Raw genomic sequence first — 15404 nt, 5'->3', positions numbered from 1 at the left:
TCACTCCTTGGTTTGCAGGCGATGCACGACGTGACGAGCCTTTCCGTCACGCCGGATCGCTGTCAACCAGAGATGATCTTCGTCGGGTGCCGAGGAGTCAGGCGGCCACGTGCGCCCCCGCCTCCCCGTCGCGGTGGATGGGTGTCCCCGAGCCGGTCAGCGGCACGCCCGTGCCGCCCCGCCGCGCCGCGACGATCTCCGCCGCGATGGACAGGGCGGTCTCCTCGGGCGTACGGGCGCCGAGGTCGAGGCCGATCGGCGAGCGCAGCCGGGCCAGTTCGCGATCGGTGAGACCCGCCTCGCGGAGCTTGCGGGTGCGGTCCTCGTGGGTGCGGCGCGACCCCATGGCGCCGACGAACGCGACCGGCAGCCGCAGGGCCTCCTCCAGCAGCGGGACGTCGAACTTGGCGTCATGGGTGAGCACGCACAGCACCGTTCGGCCGTCGGTCGCCGTCTGCCGCAGATAGCGGTGCGGCCAGTCGACCACGATCTCGTCGGCCTCGGGGAAGCGGACCCGGGTGGCGAAGACAGGACGGGCGTCGCACACCGTCACGTGGTAGCCGAGGAACTTGCCCGTGCGGGCCAGTGCCGCGGCGAAGTCCACCGCGCCGAAGACGATCATCCGGGGCGGCGGCACGCTCGACTCGACGAACACCGTCAGGCCGGACGGGGCCTCTTGGTGCCCGGGCAGGGTGAACGCACCGGTGCGGCCCGCCGCCAGCAGGGCGCCCGCCTCGTCCGCCGCCGTACGGTCCAGCTCCGGATCGCCGCCGAGGCCGCCCTCGTACGAGCCGTCGGGGCGGACGAACAGCGCCCGGCCGAGGAGTTCGGCCGGGCCCCGGGACACCCGGGCGACCGCGGCCGTCTCCCCGCGGGCGGCGGCCGACAGGGCCGCCGCGAACACCGCCCGGGCCGGCGCGTCCGCCCGCACCGGCGTGACCATGACCTCCAGCACACCGCCGCAGGTCAGCCCCACCGCGAAGGCGTCCTCGTCGCTGTAGCCGAACCGCTCCAGCACCGTTTCGCCGTCCTCCAGCGCCTGGAGGCAGCGGTCGTACACCGACGCCTCCACACAGCCGCCGGAGACCGAGCCGATGGCAGTGCCCTCGGAGTCGACGGCGAGGGCGGCGCCGGGACCCCGTGGCGCGCTGCCACCGACGGCCACGACGGTGGCGACGGCGAAGTCCCGGCCCTCCTCGACCCACCGGTCCAGCTCGGCGGCTATGTCAAGCATCCCCGTCCCCACCCGGCGCGGTGCCCGCCAGCAGAACGCGGTCGGGGCGGATCGGCAGGTGCCGGTGGCGTACGCCGGTCGCGTGCCAGACGGCGTTGGCGACCGCCGCGGCCGCTCCGACGATCCCGACCTCGCCGATGCCCTTGATGCCGACCGGGTCCTCCGGGTCCGGGTCGTCCACCCAGCCCACCTCGATGGGCGGCACGTCGGCGTGCGCGGCGACGTGGTAGCCCGCGAGGTCGGGGCCGACGTGGCCGCCGAACGCCCGGTCCCTGACCGCCTCCTCGTGCAGCGCCATGGACAGGCCCCAGACCATGCCGCCACGGAGCTGGCTCTGCGCCGTCAGCGGGTTGACGATCCGGCCCGCCGCGAAGATGCCCAGCATGCGCCGCACCCGGACCTCGCCGGTGGCGGCGTCCACGGCGACCTCGGCGAACTGCGCCCCGAAGGAGTGGCGTTCCTTCTGCGCGAGGGCGCCGATGGCCTCGGCGGTGTTCGACCGCGCGGTGATGCCCTCCTCCGGAATGCCGCCGCCGAGGGCCAGTTGCTCGCGCAGCTCCTTGGCCGCGGAGGTGACCGCCCAGGCCCAGGAGCGGGTGCCCATGGAGCCGCCCGCGATCATGGCCTGGCCGAAGTCGCTGTCCGCGATGCGCATGTGGATACGGCTCGGCTCCACCTCCAGCGCGTCCGCCGCGATCTGGGTGAGCGCGGTCCTGGCGCCGGTCCCGATGTCGGCCGCGGTGATCCGTACCGTGAAGGTGCCGTCCGCCTCGGCGGTCACGGCCGCCGTGGACGGCATGGCGTTCGAGGGGAACGTGGCCGCCGCCGTGCCCGTCCCGAGCAGCCAGCGGCCTTCGCGGCGCAGCCCGGGGCGCGGGTCGCGGTCCGCCCAGCCGAACCTGCGGGCGCCCTCCTCGAAGCAGTCGATCACCCGGCGGGTGCTGTACGGCAGCCCGGACACCGGGCCCGCCTCGGGTTCGTTGCGCGCGCGCAGCGCGATCGGGTCCAGGCCGCACTTCTCGGCGAGTTCGTCGAGCGCGGACTCCAGCGCGAACGAGCCCGGCGCCTCGCCCGGCGCGCGCACGAAGGTCGGCGTGGGCACGTCGAGCGCCACGACGCGGTTGACGGTGTGGTGTGCGTCGGCGTCGTACATCGCGCGCCCGTAGTCGGCGCTGCGCTCGATGAATTCGTGCACGGTCGAGGTGAGGCTCTGGGCCTGGTGGTCGAACGCGCGCAGCCGCCCGTCCGCGTCGGCACCGAGCCTGACGTGCTGCACCGTGGGGCTGCGGTAGCCGGTGATGGAGAACATCTGGCGGCGCGTCAGGACGACCCGGACCGGGCGGTGCAGGACGGTCGTGGCCATCACGGCCGCCACCTGGTGCGGGCGGACCCCCTTGGAGCCGAAGCCGCCGCCGACGTGCTCGGAGCGCACCCGCACCGAGCCGAGGTCGAGGGAGAACATCTTGGCCAGCTCGTCGGCCACCCACATGCTGCCCTGGTTGGAGTCGACGATCTCCAGCCGGCCGCCTTCCCAGCGGGCGGTGGCCGCGTGCGGCTCCATCATGGCGTGGTGCTCTTCCGGAGTCGTGTACTCCGAGTCCACGACGACGGCCGCCGCGGCGAGCCCGGCCTCGATGTCGCCCTTCGCGGTCTCCGCCTGCGAGCCCTCCGGGACGTACGTACCGGGGCGCCCGGCGGAGAACGCGATGTCGTGCGGCTCCTCGTCGTACCGGACGACCAGCGCCTCGGCGGCCTCCCTGGCCTGCTCGGGCGTCTCCGCGACGACCAGCGCCACCGGCCAGCCCACGAAGGGCACCCGGTCGGTCTGGAAGAGGGTGATGGTCGGGTCGGGCTTGCCCAGCAGGCCGACGTAACTGCCGTCGACCTGCGGGGCGTTCCCGTGGTGCAGGACGGTGAGGACGCCGGGCATCGCCTCGACGGGTTCGGTCTCCACCGCGCGGATGCGGCCGCGGGCGATGGTGGACACCACCAGCCAGCCGTGGGCCAGGTCGGCGAAGGGGATCTCACCGGCGTAGCGGGCGGCTCCGGTGACCTTCTCGCGGCCCTCCACGCGGGTGTGCGCGGCTCCGACGGACGGGGTGACGGCGGCGGTTCCGGTCGTCGTGGTCATCGGACGGCCTCCTCGGAGAGTTCGGTCAACATGGCCACGACGAGGTTGCGCATCAGCGTCACCTTGTATCCGTTCTGGGGCAGCGTCTCGGCGGCCGCCAGTTCGGCGTCCGCGGCGGCGGCGAACGCCTCACCGCTCACCGGTCCCCCGGTCAGCACCCGCTCGGCCTCGCGGGCGCGCCACGGCCGGGACGCCACCGCGCCGAAGGCCAGGCGCACTTCGTGGACGACACCGTCCCGGACGTCGAGGGCGGCGGCGATCGAGCCGATCGCGAACGCGTACGAGGCGCGCTCGCGCACCTTCCGGTAGCGCGAGACGGTGGCGACCGGAGCGGGCGGCAGGCTGACGCCGGTGATCAGCGCGCCGGGCGGCAGGGCGGTCTCCAGATGCGGGGTGTCCCCCACCGGCAGATAGAACGCGGACATGGGCAACTCGCCCGGCCCGTCCGCCGTTTCGTAATGGACCACTGCGTCGAAGGCGGTCAGCGCCACGCCCATGTCCGAGGGGTGGATGGCCACACAGTGCTCGGATGCGCCGAGGATGGCGTGGTTGTGGTGCTCACCCTCGATGGCGGGACAACCGCTGCCGGGGACGCGCTTGTTGCACGGCTTGGACGTGTCGGTGAAGTAGCCGCAGCGGGTGCGCTGGAGCAGGTTTCCGCCGACCGTGGCCATGTTGCGCAGCTGTCCGGAGGCGCCGGCCAGCACGGCCTGGGCCAGTGCCGGGTAGCGGGAGCGCACATCGGGGTGGGCGGCGAGATCGCTGTTGGTGACGGTCGCGCCTATGCGCAGGCCGCCGTCCGGCGTGGCCTCGATCCGGTCCAGGGGGAGCTCGCGCACGTCGATGAGCCGCGCGGGCCGCTCCACCCCGGTCTTCATCAGGTCGACGAGGTTGGTGCCGCCGCCGAGGTAGCGCGCGTCGGGGTCGGCGCCCAGCAGGGCCACCGCCCCGGAGACGTCGTGCACGCGCTCGTATCCGAATTCCCTCATACCGCTGCCTCCGCTTCCGTCGCACCCATGCCGTCACCCGAGCCGCCGGATGGCGGCTGCGCGGCCTCCGCCGCCCGCGCGACCGCCTCGACGATCGACACGTACGCGCCACAGCGGCACAGGTTGCCGCTCATCCGCTCCCGGATCTCCTCCGCGGTGAGCGGCTGCGCCCCCGCTTCGGGCCGTACGTCCTGGGTCGCGGCGCTCGGCCAGCCCGCCGCGTGTTCCTCGATCACGGCGATGGCCGAGCAGATCTGCCCGGGCGTGCAGTAACCGCACTGGTAGCCGTCGAGGTCGAGGAACGCCTGCTGCACCGGGTGCAGGTCCTCGCCCTCGGCCACGCCTTCGATGGTGGTGATGGCGCGCCCTTCGGCGGCCACCGCCAGCTGCAGGCAGGAGACGGCTCGGCGTCCGTCGATCAGCACGGTGCAGGCACCGCACTGACCTTGGTCGCAGCCCTTCTTCGTGCCGGTCAGATCGAGACGTTCGCGCAGGGCGTCGAGCAGGGTGGTGCGGTGGTCGACGGGCAGCGTGTGCTTCTCGCCGTTGATATTCAGCGTGACGGCGCTGGACGTCGGGGAGGGGGCTGGGGCCATGGTCAGCCTTCTTTCGCATAGCTGGTGCGCGTCGAGCGAGATCATCCGGGCAGAGGGTACGGGGGCCCGGAAGGGGGCAGAAGGGTGGCGAGCGGCACCGGCCGTTCGCACCGGCAGGTTCTGCCGCTATCGTAGCCCTAAGCGGACAACTGTCCGGCAGGTTTGAACTTAGTGGACAGTTGTCCGGTCAGCAAGGGCGGCCCGGCGGCTATTCCCGGAACGCGATGCCGGAGAGGAGGACGAGTGCGGGAGCGGAAGGACACCCCCCACGCCCCACTGCGCTCGGACGCGCAACGGAATCGCGAGCGCATCCTGGAAGTGGCCCTGGCGGAGCTGACGCGTTCGGCGTGCGCACCGCTGAGCGCGATCGCGAGGAAGGCGGGCGTCGGGCAGGGGACGTTCTACCGCAACTTCCCCAGCCGCGAGGCCCTCGTCCTGGAGGTCTACCACTACGAGGTGCAGCAGGTCGCCGACGCCGCGGCCCAGCTGCTGCGGACCCGCGCACCGGACCGGGCGCTGCGGGAGTGGATGGACCGCCTCGCCCGGTACGCCATGACCAAGGCGGGCCTGGCCGACGCGCTGCACAAGGCCACCAGCGGGCACGGCAGCCTGGTCAAGGTGGCGCGCGGCCCGCTGACCTCGGCCGTCGGGCTCCTGCTGACGGCGAACGAGGAGGCGGGCACGATCCGCCCGGGGGTCACCCCCGACGACTTCATGCTCGCCATCGCCGGGCTGTGGCAGATCGATCCGCACGGGGACTGGCAGTCGCGCGCCGGACGGCTGCTGGACCTGGTCATGGACGGTCTGCGCGCCGGTGCGCCGGGGCGCTAGGAGGGTCGGGACCGGCTAGGACCGGCGGCGGGGCTTGCCTCGCTTGCCGGCCTTGGGGGTCGCGGAACGGCCCCGCGGGTTCTTCCCGGCCGCCGCCTTGCCGGACCCCGGCTTGCCCGCCGCCTTGCCCGCCCCCGCTTTGCCCGACCCCGCCTTCCCCGCCGCGGGCTTGCGCTTCTGCTGCGCCGGGGGCGGGGTGCGGCCCCGGGTGCTGTTGACGGTCCGCCCGCGGACGATCCCGATGAAGTCCTCCACCAGGTCGGTGGTCGCGTCCTCCGGCCACGACAGCGCGACGCTCGACTGGGGCGCGTCCGTGACCGGCCGGTAGGTGAGGTCCCTGCGGTGGTGCAGTCGGGCGAGCGACTGCGGCACGATCAGCAGTCCCACTCCGGCCGCCACCAGCTCGATGGCGTCCGCCGTCGTGGCGGGGCGCTCGATCGCGGGCAGCCCCGGCGGGCGCTCCCAGCCGACCACGTCATCGAGGGGATGCAGCACGATGTCCTCGGCCAGATCGCCGGCGGACACCTCGTCGACCGCCGCCACGACGTGGTCCTTCGGCACCACGACCACCGTCGTCTCGGTGTAGAGGGGGATCGCGCTGAACACCGTACGGTCCACCGGCAGCCGTACGAGCCCCGCGTCGGCGCTGCCGCCGCGCAGCACATCGGGCGCTTCGGCGGCGGACACCGCGACGAGGTGCAGCGGGACGTCGGGCAGGCGCTCGTTCCAGATCCGCACCCACTTGGCGGGCGTCACCCCCGGGACATACGCGAGCCGGAACGAAGGGGATTCTTCCGAGCCTGTCACCCCGCCAGGCTACCGGTCGCGCGGCCGGAGGCCGTGGTCCGGGGCCGCGTACGCGCTCGATACCCTTGACACCATGAAGTCGCACCAGACCACCCAGACGATGAAGCCCGCGACCGCGGCGAAGAAGCTGGGTGTGTACCTCCAGGCCACGCCCGCCGAGTTCCAGGAGGGTGTCGTCTCGCGCGCCGAACTCAACGCCCTCCAGGCCGATCCGCCCGAGTGGCTGCGGGAGCTGCGCCGCGACGGCCCGCACCCCCGGCCGGTGGTCGCGGCGAAGCTGGGCACCTCCATCGCGGGTCTCGCGCGCGGTGGCATCACCGAGCCCCTGACCACCGAGCAGATCGAAGCCCTGAAGGCGGAGCGCCCCGAGTGGCTGGAGAAGGAGCGCGCCACCCAGGCCGAAGTACGGAAGGAAGCGGCGCGGATCAAGGAGAAGAAGGCGGAGAAGGCGGAGAAGGCGGAGCGCGCCGACCAGCCCGGCCCGCCGCGCTCCTGACCCTTCCCCGCCCCCTTCCGGTCCCTTCCCGGCCCTTGCTCAGTCCTTGTAGTCGGGGGCGACGCGTTCCACGAGCCGGAGCAGCGCCGACCAGGCCAGGTCGTACGCCTTGTCGTCCTGGAAGTCGGAGCCCTCGCCCTCACCCGCGAGTTGACGGGCGGTCAGTTCTCGGATGTCCGGGGGCGGCATGACGAGTTTCGCGCCCCCGGCCGTTGCCGCGACCTGGATCTCGCACGCCTTGTCCAGGTAGTACATGCGCAGGAAGGCCTGGGCGGGGGTTTCCCCGACGGTCAGCAGGCCGTGGTTGCGCAGGATCATCGCCGGGTGGCCGGCGAGGTCGGCGACGAGCCGCCGTTGTTCGGCGAGGTTAAGGGCGACGCCCTCGTAGTCGTGGTAGCCGAGCCTGCCGTGGAACTCCATGGAGATCTGGTTGAGCGGGAGCAGCCCCTCCTCCTGAGCGGCGATGGCGCAGCCGGCCCTGGTGTGGGTGTGCAGGACGCAGTGGGCGTCGGGCCGGGCGGCGTGGACGGCGCTGTGGATGACGAACCCGGCGGGGTTGACGGGGTGCGGGGTCTCCTCGACGGGGTGGCCGGACAGGTCGACCTTGACCAGGTTCGACGCGGTGATCTCCTCGAAGAGGAGACCGTAGGGGTTGATCAGGAAGTGGAGTTCCGGGCCGGGGACACGGGCGCTGATGTGCGTGAAGATCAGGTCGGTCATCCGGAAGTGCGCCACCAGGCGGTAGACCGCGGCCAGTTCGCGGCGCAGCCGTCGTTCCTCGGCGTGGTGGGGCGTGGAAGCGGTCACGGGGTGTGTCCTTCGGTCGTGGGGGTGACGGAGGAGTTGATCCGTATCAGACGGACGCCGGGGCGGGTGCGGGCGCGGTGGCCTCTGTCTCTCCCGCCACGCGGCGGCGCCAGGCGTCGACCGCGGCGTCCTCGGTCGGCTTGGTGGCGAGGCTGATGGCCACGTAGGCGACGAGGGCGGCGAGCAGGCCGAAGTAGATCGGCTCGTTGGCGAGCAGCCCCTCGGTCACCATGAGCGTGATCACCGTGATGCCGCCCGCGATCATCGCGGCCAGGGCGCCGGGCAGGTTGCCGCGCTTCCACACGAGCCCGCCGAGGATGGGCACCAGCAGGCCGCCGACCAGGAGGTTGTAGGCGACGGTGAGCGCGGCCAGGACGTCGCCCAGGACGCAGGCGATGACGATGGCGGTCACGCCGAGGACGACGATGGCCCACCGGTTCGAGCGGATCTCGTCGCGCTCGTCGGTCTGCGTGGTGGGGGAGCCACGCCGCAGCCGCGCCCAGATGTCGTTGTGGGCCACGGTGGCCGAGGCGATCAGGGCGCCGCTGGCGGTGGACATCATCGCCGACAGGGCGGCGGCGAGGACGAGCCCCCTGACACCGGTGGGCAGGGTGTGCTGGACGATGGTGGCGAACGCCTGGTCGGCGTCGGCCAGATGCGGGTAGAGCGCCTTGGTCGCCATGCCGATGAAGGCCCCGGCCAGGGCGTACACGAGACAGTAGACCCCGGCGGCCGTGCCGCCCCAGGTGGCCACCCGGTCGTTGCGGGCGGTGAAGACCCGCTGCCAGATGTCCTGCCCGATCAGCATGCCGAACGTGTAGATGAGCACATAGGTGAAGATGGTCTGCCCGCCGATGGAGGTCGGGGAGAAGTAGCCGTGCGGCAGCCGGTCCGCCATCGCGGCGAAGCCCCCGGCCTTGACCACCGCGATGGGCAGCAGCAGGACGAGCACACCCACGCTCTTGATCACGAACTGCACCATGTCGGTGAGCGTGATGGACCACATGCCGCCGAGCGCCGAATAGCCCACGACGATCGCCCCGCCGACGACGACCGCGACCCAGCGCGGTACGTCGAACAGCACGTCGAAGACGCCGGCGTATGCGATCGTCGAGGTCACGGCCAGCATCAGGGTGTAGACCCACATCACCACGCCGGAGATGACGCTCGCCGCGTCGCCGTAGCGCAGGGAGAGCATGTCGGCGACGGTGTAGACGCGCAGCCGGGCGATCCGGGCGGAGAAGAAGACGCTGAGGGCCAGCAGCCCCAGGCCGATGGCGAAGACCATCGCGGCGCCGGAGAGACCGTAGGTGTAGCCCAGGCGCACCCCGCCGATGGTGGAGGCGCCGCCGAGGACGATGGCGGCCATCGTGCCCGTGTACATCAGCGGGCCCAGCCGCCGCCCGGCCACCAGAAAGTCGCTCTTGGAGGCGGCGAGTCTCTTGCCCCACCAGCCGACACCGACGATGGCCAGCAGATATCCGAGCATGACGAGGTAGTCGACGGCCATCAGGTCCTCCGGAGCAGTACGGCGTGGGCGGCGGTGATGCGTGACCTTATCCACGGTGCACACTGGCGCTGAACCCGCGGATTCGCCCGATGTGAGACCGTCCGTTGGACGAATCCGACACCCCGGCGGGGTGCCGCGGGATGAGAGGATCCCTGGCTTGTGACCGAGCACGATCCACCGTCCGTCCCCCTCGGCGTGCTGCTCGCCGATCCCTCGCTGGGGCTGCGCCAGGTCGCCGGTCCCGCCGAGGACCGGCGCGTCGGCACGGTCGGCACCACCGAGATCGAGGACCCCACGCCCTACCTCGTCGGCGGCGAACTCCTCCTCACCGCCGGAGTGCGGCTGCCGCACGACGCGGACGGCATCGACACCTATGTGGCGCGCGTGGTGGCGGCCGGGGTGGCCGCCCTCGGTTTCGGCGTCGCCCCGGTGCACCAGGAGGTGCCGGCCGATCTCGTCGCCGCGTGCGACCGCCACGGGCTGCCCCTGCTGCGGCTGCCGCCGCACACCCCGTTCGTCGCCGTCGGCCGGGCGGCCTACGCCGCCATCGCCGAGGCCCGCAACCGCGATCTGAAGACGATCTCGCGGGCGCAGTCGGCCCTCGCCTCGGCCGCCGCCCGTCCGGACGCGCTGCAGGCCGTGCTCACCCAGCTCAGCGCCCATACCGGTACCTGGTCGGTGCTCTTCGACGGCCGGGGAAACGAACTGTTCCGCGCGGGGAGGCGTCCTGCGGAGCCGGTGCCCGGTCTGCTGCGCGACCTCGCCGTCCGTACGACGTCCCGCCCCGCCACCGGCCGGGCCGCGGGCGGGCCGCCGCCTCCTTCGGCGGCCGCCCTTCACCACGACGGTGTGCATCTGACCGTGCACACGCTGCCCGGCGCCGACGGCACCACCACCCTGGCCCTCGGCCAGGCCGCCACCGGCGCCCTGCCGCTGGTCCACCGCCAGGTGACCGGCACGGCGACCGTCCTGCTGTCCCTGCTCACCAGCCCGCGGCACGCCCTGAACACCGACAGCCGCAGCGCCGGGGCGCTCGTGCGGCTCATGCTCGGCGCCACCCCGGCGGAGGTCGCGCCCGTCCTCGTACCCTCCGAACACCCGGCGCACGACCACTGGGTCGTCGTCCACGGACGTCAGGACCCCCACCGGTCGCGTCAGGGTCAGGACCCCGCCCAGCTGGCCGCCCTCGGGACGGCCCTCGGCACTCCCTACGTGCACATCGACGGCCCGGCCCTGAGGGCGCTCGTCCCCGCCGCGCCGGGCACCCGCCCGCAGGCCCCCGCCCAGGCCGCCGCCCTGGGGTGGACCCTCGGCCTCAGCACCCCCTCCCCCGCCGCCGGCCTGTCCCGCGCCGACGCCAGAGCCGAACGGGCCCTGCGGCGCGCGATCGCCGCCGGGGTGCCGGCCGTCGTGCACGAGGCCACCGCACCGGCCGTTCACAGCCTCGTCCCGCCCGCCGAAGCCGAGGAGTTCGCCCGCGCCCGCTTCGCCGCGCTCGACCGGGCCGGTCCGCCGGGCGCCGCCGTCCTGCTCGGCACCCTGCGCACCTGGCTGACGTTCCACGGCAGTTGGGACCGTACGGCCACCGAGCTCCGGGTCCACCGCAACACCGTGCGCCACCGCATGACCCGGTTCGCCGAACTCCTCGGCGCCGACCTCCAGGACCCGGCCGTCCGCATGGAACTCTGGTTCGCCCTGGAGTGGCTCTCCGACGCGGGATAGCTCAGTCCGGCAGCCCCCACGGCTTCGCGTCGCCGACGGCCGGTACGTCGCGCGGGCCCGGGACGGGGTGGGCGCCGCGCGGGGCGACGACGGCCGTCTCCGCCCGGCCGAGCGGGATCTCGATACGGCCCGGCGCCGTCTCCCGGTACCGCAGCCGCCTGCCGCGCTCGTCCGTCACGTCCACGGCGCCGCGGATGCCGTGGTCCAGCACCAGGGGCGCGCCCGCCTCGCTGTGGACGCGCACCCACCGGGTGCGGCCGCCCGAGCGGTCCGCGTCGACGAGGAACGCGCCCTGGGCGCGCAGGGACGCCACGGACGCGTCGGGCCAGCGCCGCGATACGGAGGGGAAGACCCGCACCACGCCGCCGTGGCTCTGCACGGCCATGTCGAGCACCGACTGGGTCGCCGTCAGGGGGCTCTCGGTGCCCAGGTTCCCGCCCTCGACGTACATGGTGTTCGGGGTCATCCAGGCGTTGTTGATGACGTTGCCGCCGGTGAAGTAGGTGAGGAAGTCGAGGGCTTCCTCGGGGCGGTCCATCCGCGAGGCCATCGACGAGGCGGCGGCGTAGCTGTAACCGGCCCACAGGGCACGGTCCTTGGTCCAGTGGTCGAAGGTGGTCCGCATGATGTCCCGGTCGCCCGGCCGGTCCCAGTCCAGCTCGTGCAGCGGGTACAGCCACAGCATGTGGGAGAAGTGGCGGTGGGATTCGGTGAGCGGCTTCCCGGCACCGATCATGACGCCGGTGGCGTCGCGCGGATAGTCCACCAGGCGCCCCAGGATCTCGCGCCAGCGCGCGGCGCGCGGATGGTCCGTACGGAGAATCCGCAGGCAGTCCAGGAGCGTGGCGCAGCCCCAGCGGACCAGGGAGAGGTCGTAGGTGCAGTCCTCGGCGTCCGCCCACTCGGGTGAGCGGGTGAGCGGAAGGTGCAGCTTGCCGTCGGCGCCCTCGTACAGGAAGTGGTCGTAGAAGTTCACCGCCTTGACCAGGATCGGATAGAGGACGTCGCGCACGATCCGGGTGTCCATGGTGTGGCGGTAGCTGAGCCAGACGTTGTGCATGGCCCAGATGAGGTTGCCGTTGTTGTCGGTCTTGGTGGCGGTGCCGGGGATGCCGACGGTCTTGGCGCCGGGGCGCAGCATCCAGTCGGAGGGGTGGGCGAGGGCGTAGGTCTGCCCGTCCTGGTACTCCGGCGGGACCGAGAGCGGCAGGTTTTTCTCGAAGTCCTTGAAGGTGGAGGTGACGGAGTCGAGTTCGAGGTGGTTGGACCCCTGGATCAGCCAGGTGGCGATCTGCACGTTGAGGTTCCACCAGACGGCGGTCCAGCTGCCGCCGGTCTCCGGATACCACGGCCCCCACTCGGACATCGAGGGGCCGCCCGCGCGGGTGGCGCAGGCCGCCTTGTAGAGCTGGATCCAGTAGAAGTCCTGGATGCGCTTGTCGGGTACGGACAGCAGGCTGCGCCGGTAGAAGCGGTGCCACCAGGCGCGGTGTTCGCGCACCAGGTCGTCGGGGGCGGCGGACAGGGTGCGGGCCACTTCGGCGACGGCCAGCTCGGTGGTGCGCGACAGGTCCCCGGGGTACCGGTAGACGATGTGCGCGGCCAGCAGCCGCCCGGTGCCGACGCGCCGTTCGCGCCACGCGGTGGTCCACCCGCCGCCCGCGATGAGCGGCTGCTCCACGTATTCGGTGTCTCGCGCGGAGCCGGTGCGCGGGTCGGGGTTGCCCGTGTAGTCGGCGGGCTTGTCCTTGGTGCGCGGCGAGGCGGCGGGCATCCAGGTGAACGACCAGGCCGCTGCCCGCTCCCCCGCGCTGGGCCGGGTGGAGATCAGCAGCGCGGTACGGGTGTTGTGCACCAGCATCGAGAAGCGGACGCTGCCCCGGGTGGTGGTGACCGTGCCGCGCAGCTCGGCGTCCCAGAGGTCGAGGGTCCAGTCGACGCCGGTCACCTCGCCGGCCAGGGTGAGGTCGAAGTGGCCGATGGGCAGCCGCGAGAAGCCGTACGGGGCCCGCCACTGCGGTCGCTGGTCCTGCACCTGACTGTGGCTGACCATGACTTTCACGGAGTTGGGCGTCGCGCCCCGGTAGACCTGCACGCCGAGCAGCCCGTTGGCGAGGAAGGGGCCGTCCTTCCAGTCGCCGGGCATCCGGCGCCACCGCGGGGCAGCGGCCCTGACCATCCGTTCGGTCAGATCCTCCGCCCCGCCGGACCGCTCGGGCGCGGCCCAGGCGGTGCCGGATCCGGTCAGCCAGCCCGCGGCGCCGACGGCGGCCGCCGTGCCGATCACACCTCTTCGAGAGATCCCGTTCCCTGTCGTCGGGGTCACGTATGTGCCTCCCATACCTGGTGATGAACTACCCGGCATGGTGCAGGGGTCGGGGCATCAAGGGAAGACCTCCGACGTATCGGAAATCGGCGCGTCACATCTACGCAGGTGAATGAGGTAAGCCCGCCGACAACGGGCGTCAGCCAACCGATGTCTCGCCGTGCGGCGGGGAGTTACACGCTGACCATGCAGAGGAGAACGATGACGCCCACAAAGCCGAGACCGCCGAGGGCGGTTCCGGCGACGGCCATCCACAGGCGGCCCGCACCGCGCCGGGCGTGGTGGATGCCCATGGCGCCGAGGGTGACGGCGAGGCCCCCGGTGATGGGCGCCAGGGGGAGGGTGAAGAACGACAGCAGGGGTGGCACGAAACCGGCGACGGAGAGGACACCGAGGACGAGTGCGGTGGGGCCCAGCGCGACGGCGGGTGTGTCGGCACGGTTGACCGTGGTCGGCGCGGGCATGAGGTGCCTCCCCTGGAACGGGCTCATGTGACATACCGATCGTACGGGGTACCCCGGCGCCCCGGTGGGCAGGGTGGGTGCGTCAAGTCCCCTATAGGGAGAGGGCGTTCTGTGCGAGGCATTCTTCGAAGACTCGGTCCACTGGTGGCGGTTCTCCTCACCGTGGCCCTGGTGTCCGTGGCCCAGGGAGCCGAGAGAAGCCGGGGGCGCACCGCGTCGCCCGATGAGGGAGGCGGGCCGCGTCCGGGCGGCCACTGGGTGGGCACCTGGGCGGCCATGCCGCAACTGACCGAACCGGGCAACATGCCGCCCCCGCCGTACACCGAGGGCGGCGCGGTCCTCACCGACAGCACACTGCGGCAGACCGTGCACGTCTCGGTGGGCGGCCGCAACCTGCGGCTCCGCTTCTCCAACGCCTTCGGCGGGGCGCCCCTGGACATCACCCGCGTCCTTGTGGCCCGTCCCGAGGGCGGCCGGGCCGGGGTGAGCGCCATCGAACCGGGCACCTCCCGGCCCGTCACCTTCGACGGCCGCCCCTCCACGACGGTGCCGACGGGCGCGCTGGTGGTCTCCGATCCGCTGGACTTCCGGCTGCCCGCGGGCTCGAACCTCACCGTGACGATGTACCTGGCCACGGGGCAGCAGTCGACCGCCATCACCTCCCACCCCGGCTCCCGCACCGCCTCCCACATGCTGCGCGGCGACCATGCCGACGCCACGGACCTCGAGGGCGCGGTCTCGGTGGAGCACTGGTACTTCGTCAGCGGTGTCGAGGTGTGGTCACCGGCGCGCACCAGGGCCACCGCCGTGCTGGGCGACTCGCTCACCGACGGCAGGGGCTCCACCAGCAACCACAACGACCGCTGGACGGACCGGCTGACGGACCGGCTGCGCACCGACCCCAGGACGGCCGGCACCGCGGTGCTCAACCAGGCGGCCGGCGGGAACCGGGTCCTCCAGGACGGTCTTGGCCCGAACGGCCTGGCCCGGCTGGACCGTGACGTCCTGGCGCAGAGCGGCGTCACCTCGCTGATCGTGTTCGAGGGCATCAACGACATCGGGACCGCCCCTGCCACTCCCGAAGCGCAGCGGGACGTCGCGGACCGTCTCATCGCCGCCTACGGCCAGATCATCCTGCGCGCCCACGCACAGGGCATCCGCGTCTACGGCGCCACCCTCACACCGTTCGGCGGCAGCACCCCCTACGACGACGCGGCGGGCCACCGCGAGACGGCACGGCAGCGGGTCAACGACTGGATCCGGACCGGCGGCCGCTTCGACGCGGTCGTCGACCTGGACAAGGCGACCCGGGACCAGGCCGATCCGAGCCGCCTGCGCCCGGACCTCGACACGGGTGACCATCTGCACCTCAACCCCGAGGGCTACCGCGTGATGGCCGACGCCTTTCCGCTCCGTCTCTTCCGCCGCTGAACGGATGAACGCGGGGGCGGCGCCTGCTGCCCCCGGTGAGGATCTTGTGCACGTGACCGC

At 72.6% G+C, this 15404-nt stretch carries 13 protein-coding genes; 4 read left to right on the top strand and 9 right to left on the bottom strand.

Annotated elements, in window-relative coordinates:
* Nucleotides 1-97 precede the first annotated feature (97 nt).
* Genes ACFZCY_RS34125 through ACFZCY_RS34110 form a run of 4 tightly spaced genes read right to left on the bottom strand, consistent with a single transcriptional unit; the run spans nucleotide 98 to nucleotide 4950 of the window.
* Entirely contained in the window at nucleotides 98-1234 is a 1137-nt protein-coding gene (locus ACFZCY_RS34125; RefSeq protein WP_391182105.1) for an XdhC family protein, read from the bottom strand.
* Nucleotides 1227-3365 (bottom strand): molybdopterin cofactor-binding domain-containing protein, encoded by a 2139-nt coding sequence (locus tag ACFZCY_RS34120; RefSeq protein WP_391182103.1) that lies wholly within the window; start codon nucleotides 3363-3365, stop codon nucleotides 1227-1229. The genes ACFZCY_RS34125 and ACFZCY_RS34120 overlap by 8 nt, the downstream gene beginning before the upstream one ends.
* Complete coding sequence (locus ACFZCY_RS34115) at nucleotides 3362-4354, bottom strand: FAD binding domain-containing protein (protein ID WP_391182100.1); 993 nt, start codon at nucleotides 4352-4354, stop codon at nucleotides 3362-3364. The genes ACFZCY_RS34120 and ACFZCY_RS34115 overlap by 4 nt, the downstream gene beginning before the upstream one ends.
* A complete protein-coding gene (locus tag ACFZCY_RS34110) occupies nucleotides 4351-4950 on the bottom strand; it encodes a 2Fe-2S iron-sulfur cluster-binding protein (RefSeq protein WP_391182098.1) in 600 nt (199 codons plus the stop codon). The genes ACFZCY_RS34115 and ACFZCY_RS34110 overlap by 4 nt, the downstream gene beginning before the upstream one ends.
* Nucleotides 4951-5193: 243 nt before the next feature.
* Here ACFZCY_RS34110 and ACFZCY_RS34105 point away from each other — a divergent pair, with 243 nt between their 5' ends.
* Complete coding sequence (locus tag ACFZCY_RS34105; protein ID WP_391182096.1) at nucleotides 5194-5781, top strand: TetR family transcriptional regulator; 588 nt, start codon at nucleotides 5194-5196, stop codon at nucleotides 5779-5781.
* A gap of 15 nt (nucleotides 5782-5796) precedes the next feature.
* Here the strand turns inward: ACFZCY_RS34105 and ACFZCY_RS34100 are convergent, their stop codons facing one another.
* Nucleotides 5797-6588: a LysR substrate-binding domain-containing protein gene (locus tag ACFZCY_RS34100; RefSeq protein ID WP_391182093.1), complete on the bottom strand. Its 792-nt coding sequence runs from the start codon at nucleotides 6586-6588 to the stop codon at nucleotides 5797-5799.
* 73 nt (nucleotides 6589-6661) lie between these two features.
* On the opposite strand from ACFZCY_RS34100, the gene ACFZCY_RS34095 reads away from it, so the two are divergent.
* The gene (locus tag ACFZCY_RS34095) at nucleotides 6662-7084 is read left to right on the top strand and encodes a DUF5997 family protein (protein ID WP_391182091.1); all 423 of its coding nucleotides are present in this window, start codon (nucleotides 6662-6664) and stop codon (nucleotides 7082-7084) included.
* Nucleotides 7085-7123: 39 nt separating this feature from the next.
* On the opposite strand, the gene ACFZCY_RS34090 is transcribed toward ACFZCY_RS34095, so the two are convergent.
* Together ACFZCY_RS34090 and ACFZCY_RS34085 are read right to left on the bottom strand one after the other, a co-directional pair.
* Complete coding sequence (locus tag ACFZCY_RS34090; protein WP_391182088.1) at nucleotides 7124-7891, bottom strand: class II aldolase/adducin family protein; 768 nt, start codon at nucleotides 7889-7891, stop codon at nucleotides 7124-7126.
* Between the two features lie 46 nt (nucleotides 7892-7937).
* On the bottom strand, nucleotides 7938-9401 hold the full coding sequence (locus tag ACFZCY_RS34085) for a sodium:solute symporter (protein ID WP_391182086.1): 1464 nt from the start codon (nucleotides 9399-9401) through the stop codon (nucleotides 7938-7940).
* Nucleotides 9402-9560: 159 nt separating this feature from the next.
* Between ACFZCY_RS34085 and ACFZCY_RS34080 the strand changes: the two genes are divergently transcribed.
* Complete coding sequence (locus tag ACFZCY_RS34080) at nucleotides 9561-11123, top strand: PucR family transcriptional regulator ligand-binding domain-containing protein (RefSeq protein ID WP_391182083.1); 1563 nt, start codon at nucleotides 9561-9563, stop codon at nucleotides 11121-11123.
* 1 nt (nucleotide 11124) lies between these two features.
* Here the strand turns inward: ACFZCY_RS34080 and ACFZCY_RS34075 are convergent, their stop codons facing one another.
* Both ACFZCY_RS34075 and ACFZCY_RS34070 read right to left on the bottom strand, forming a co-directional pair.
* A complete protein-coding gene (locus ACFZCY_RS34075) occupies nucleotides 11125-13449 on the bottom strand; it encodes a glycoside hydrolase family 95-like protein (RefSeq protein WP_391182080.1) in 2325 nt (774 codons plus the stop codon).
* 173 nt (nucleotides 13450-13622) lie between these two features.
* Nucleotides 13623-13913, bottom strand: coding sequence for a hypothetical protein (locus ACFZCY_RS34070; protein WP_391182077.1), 291 nt, complete (start codon nucleotides 13911-13913; stop codon nucleotides 13623-13625).
* A 144-nt stretch (nucleotides 13914-14057) separates the two neighbouring features.
* Here ACFZCY_RS34070 and ACFZCY_RS34065 point away from each other — a divergent pair, with 144 nt between their 5' ends.
* Nucleotides 14058-15344 (top strand): GDSL-type esterase/lipase family protein, encoded by a 1287-nt coding sequence (locus ACFZCY_RS34065; RefSeq protein WP_391182074.1) that lies wholly within the window; start codon nucleotides 14058-14060, stop codon nucleotides 15342-15344.
* Nucleotides 15345-15404 lie beyond the last annotated feature (60 nt).

It is taken from the genome of Streptomyces sp. NPDC007983 (assembly GCF_042958345.1).
Classification (GTDB): domain Bacteria; phylum Actinomycetota; class Actinomycetes; order Streptomycetales; family Streptomycetaceae; genus Streptomyces.
Note: the sequence above shows the minus strand (reverse complement) of the source record. Positions and strands in the feature narration are given on the sequence as shown.

Bases quoted from the DNA above. Each gene is read 5' to 3' on its own strand.
- ACFZCY_RS34085 (WP_391182086.1), bottom strand. From the start codon at position 9,401: ATGGCCGTCGACTACCTCGTCATGCTCGGATATCTGCTGGCCATCGTC.
- ACFZCY_RS34070 (WP_391182077.1), bottom strand. From the start codon at position 13,913: ATGCCCGCGCCGACCACGGTCAACCGTGCCGACACACCCGCCGTCGCG.
- ACFZCY_RS34115 (WP_391182100.1), bottom strand. From the start codon at position 4,354: ATGAGGGAATTCGGATACGAGCGCGTGCACGACGTCTCCGGGGCGGTG.
- ACFZCY_RS34095 (WP_391182091.1), top strand. From the start codon at position 6,662: ATGAAGTCGCACCAGACCACCCAGACGATGAAGCCCGCGACCGCGGCG.
- ACFZCY_RS34120 (WP_391182103.1), bottom strand. From the start codon at position 3,365: ATGACCACGACGACCGGAACCGCCGCCGTCACCCCGTCCGTCGGAGCC.
- ACFZCY_RS34125 (WP_391182105.1), bottom strand. From the start codon at position 1,234: ATGCTTGACATAGCCGCCGAGCTGGACCGGTGGGTCGAGGAGGGCCGG.
- ACFZCY_RS34110 (WP_391182098.1), bottom strand. From the start codon at position 4,950: ATGGCCCCAGCCCCCTCCCCGACGTCCAGCGCCGTCACGCTGAATATC.